Source organism: Caballeronia udeis, from assembly GCF_001544555.2.
GTDB classification, from domain to species: Bacteria; Pseudomonadota; Gammaproteobacteria; order Burkholderiales; family Burkholderiaceae; genus Caballeronia; species Caballeronia udeis.
The window spans coordinates 1-3,449 of the sequence record NZ_FCOK02000166.1 but is presented as its reverse complement, the minus strand read 5'-3'; the positions used below and the strand labels follow the sequence as shown (position 1 = coordinate 3,449).

The window sequence follows — 3,449 nt, the reverse complement described above, 5'->3', positions numbered from 1 at the left end:
CCGTTCTGCTACCAACACATTGTACGAACCAGAATCCTTTATAAACCACTGGACAGGTCAAATACATATCAGTGTCCCGTTCCGCTGATTCGCGAACAAAGTCGGTGTAGCTTTTCGAGGATGGAATCGGCGGAAGCGGTCCACATGAATGGTTTGCAGTTTTCGTTGTAGTGGGAAACGAACTGATCGATACGTGTGATCAGTTGTTTGACCGAGCCAAACGAGCCCCTACGGATGGCCTTGTCGGTGATTAGCGCAAAGAAGCGTTCGACCTGGTTAAGCCACGAACTGTAGGTAGGAATGAAATGCATGTGCCAGCGGGGCTTTGCTGCCAGCCACGCCTTGACCTTGGGATGCTTGTGACTGCCATAGTTGTCCACGATGCAGTGCACGTCGAGCTCAGCCGGTACGGCTTTGTCGATTTCGCGCAGAAACGACAGGAACTCCTGATGCCGATGACGAGGCTTGCAGGTAGCGAGCACTGCGCCGTTGAGCACATTCAGGGCGGCGAACAGTGTCGTGGTGCCGTGGCGAACGTAGTCGTGCGTGACGCCTTCGACGTAGCCGAAACCCATCGGCAACATGGGCTGCGTGCGTTCGAGCGCCTGGCATTGGCTCTTCTCGTCCACGCACAGGACCAATGCGTTCTCCGGTGGGCTCAGGTACAGGCCGACCACGTCGCGCAGTTTCTCGATGAAGAATTGATCGGTCGAGAGCTTGAAGCTTTCGCTGCGATGCGGTTGCAGGCACAGCAACTTGAAGTAACGGTGCACACTCGTCGGCGAGATAGCCGTTTCGGCGGCGATCGTGCGCACGCTCCAGTGCGTGGAGCCATCCGCTGGCTTAGTGTGCAAGGTCTTGTGAATCAGTTGAGCCAGCCGCTCATCGTCAATCGTGCGCGGCTTACCGGGGCGTACTTCGTCATACAGCCCGTTGATGCGATGCTCCAGGAACCGGATACGCCACTTGCCCACCGTGGCACGCGTGAGTTGAAGACGCTGGGCAATTGCGCTGTTGGGCTCACCGCCAGCGGCAGCCAGCACGATGCGCGCACGCGTCACCAGCGCCGCCGAAATCGAGCGCGAACGCGCTATCGAAATCAGTTGCGAGCGCTCATCTTCACTCAACACCAGTTCGGCCTTCGGTCGTCCCATAGGCATGCTGGTATCTCCCGTTCCGTTGATACCAGCATGCTACGTGAACATAGATTAGTTAACAACAGAACGGAACACTAGCGAGGATCGAATGTACGAAGTTGATATCCGCGCGAAGATGCCGTTTCGGCGCCAACTCCGCGATGGCGTCTTTCCCAAGCTTCCGATATTTACGCCACAGCTCCTACGTCGAAATCCTTATCGCACGTCCGCGGAGTTTGATAATGCCTTCAAAAGGCGTCCGAGTTGCCGCTCGCAAGCTTCGAACACCTCCGTTGAGACGCTTGAAATCTGATCGTCATAGAGTCCTAGTACGAGACGTATCACTTCGAACGAAGCGTCGTGGATGCTCCAGTCGTTGTTGGTTTCGCCGCGCCTGGCAAGTTCATCCAGTTCACTCTCGACGCTGCAGTAGAACGCACGGTTTGCGCTCCCATAGCCCTCTTGCCACAAAAAATATGAGAGGTATGTAGCTCGGGCAAGCGCGTAAAGCTGGTTCTTGTCTCCAAAACCTGCACAATAGGCGGCGAGTGCAAGATGGCCACGCAAGGAGATTGTCTGCACATGGTCCGCTGTTAGCCGATGAAACTTCGTGCGCGACGCGTTCGTTTTGACTCGTCGACTCTTTCGATGAGGCTTCGACATGCGTAGTCTCGTGAACGAGCTATCGCAACGCGTCGATGATATCGATGAACTGTCTTGCGTCGAGAGAGGCGCTTCCGATCAAACCGCCGTCGACGTCGGGTTGATGAAACAGTTCACTTGCAGATGTCGCTTTTACGCTGCCACCGTAGAGAATCGCGACGTTTTTCAGCGTCTCAGACCGGGCAGCAAGCGCTTGACGCAAGAACGAGTGTGTCGCTTGTACTTGATCTGGCGAAGCGCTCCGACCCGTCCCGATTGCCCAGACAGGCTCGTACGCAACAACGACGTTCTGAGCCTGATCGTCAGAGAGTTTGCTCAACGCTACGCTGAGCTGCTGGCCGATGACGGTGTTTGCGTTCCCGCTTTCCCGTTCGACCAGTGTTTCGCCCACACAGATGACCGGCGTGATGTTCGACTCAATGCAGCGCAGCACTTTGCTGGCAACAATGACGTCTGATTCTCCATGGTAAGTCCGACGCTCCGAATGCCCGACAAGCGCGAATGAGACATCGAAGTCGGACGCCATCCGCGCCGAAATTTCTCCGGTGTACGCGCCTTCCGACTGAGCCGAGACATCCTGTACCCCCCATTTCACGCAAGACCCTCTAAGCGCGTCTCTGGTATGCCCGACGTAGAGATACGGAACGCAGACTCCGACTATTGCATCATCGCTGATGGGCTCGTTGTCCCGAAGCACATTTAAGAGGCGAGCATTGGCCTCAGTCTCTCCGTTCATCTTCCAGTTGCCCAACGCTAGCTTCTTTCGCATGCTTTCTCCCGCTTGAGGCGCCATGGACGCCTTGGTTCCAGTCAAGTTGACTAAAAGTGACGGCCTCACGCGGAAACGTTATAAAAGGCCGGCTTGCCCGGGTAGCTGGCGAAATCACCGAGGTCCTCTTCGATACGAAGCAACTGGTTGTACTTCGAGATGCGGTCCGAACGCGACAGCGAACCCGTCTTGATCTGACCGGCGTTCAGGCCGACTGCAATATCCGCAATGGTCGAATCTTCCGTTTCGCCCGAACGATGCGAGATGACCGCAGTGTAACCCGCGCGCTTCGCCATTTCGATTGCCGCGAAAGTTTCCGTCAACGTGCCGATCTGGTTGATCTTGATCAGGATCGAATTGGCGATGCCCTTGTCAATGCCTTCTTTCAGGATGCGCGTGTTCGTCACGAAGAGATCGTCGCCAACAAGCTGGATCTTCTTGCCGAGTTTATCGGTAAGGATCTTCCAGCCGTCCCAGTCGCTTTCGTGCATGCCGTCCTCGATCGACACGATCGGGAATTTATCGGCGAGCGTGGCGAGATAGTCCGTGAATTCCGCCGATGACAACTGCAAGCCCTCACCCGCAAGCTGGTACTTGCCGTCGTGATAGAACTCGCTTGCCGCGCAGTCCAGCGCCAGCAGAACGTCTTCACCTGCACGATAACCCGCCTTTTCGATAGCCTGGACGATGGTGGACAGGCACTCGTCGTTGCTGCCGAAGTTCGGTGCAAAACCGCCTTCGTCGCCCACCGCCGTGCTCATGCCGCGATCGCTCAGGATCTTCTTCAGCGCGTGGAACACTTCGGCGCCGCAACGCAGTGCTTCGCGGAAGGTCGGCTGGCTGACCGGGACAATCATGAATTCCTGGATGTCCAGGCTGTT

General features: G+C 56.3%; 4 protein-coding genes. All 4 read right to left on the bottom strand.

The genetic code is table 11. From position 1 onward, the window contains the following. Window positions 1–68 precede the first annotated feature (68 nt). Window positions 69–1,160: an IS630 family transposase gene (locus AWB69_RS44885; protein ID WP_062093183.1), complete on the bottom strand. Its 1,092-nt coding sequence runs from the start codon at window positions 1,158–1,160 to the stop codon at window positions 69–71. A 192-nt stretch (window positions 1,161–1,352) separates the two neighbouring features. After that, on the bottom strand, window positions 1,353–1,799 hold the full coding sequence (locus tag AWB69_RS44880; RefSeq protein ID WP_062093182.1) for a hypothetical protein: 447 nt from the start codon (window positions 1,797–1,799) through the stop codon (window positions 1,353–1,355). Window positions 1,800–1,818: 19 nt separating this feature from the next. Next, a complete protein-coding gene (tpiA, locus tag AWB69_RS44875; protein ID WP_062093181.1) occupies window positions 1,819–2,592 on the bottom strand; it encodes a triose-phosphate isomerase in 774 nt (257 codons plus the stop codon). A 41-nt stretch (window positions 2,593–2,633) separates the two neighbouring features. Next, on the bottom strand, window positions 2,634–3,449 hold an 816-nt coding region (gene eno / locus AWB69_RS44870; protein WP_063978060.1), incomplete at its 5' end, for a phosphopyruvate hydratase.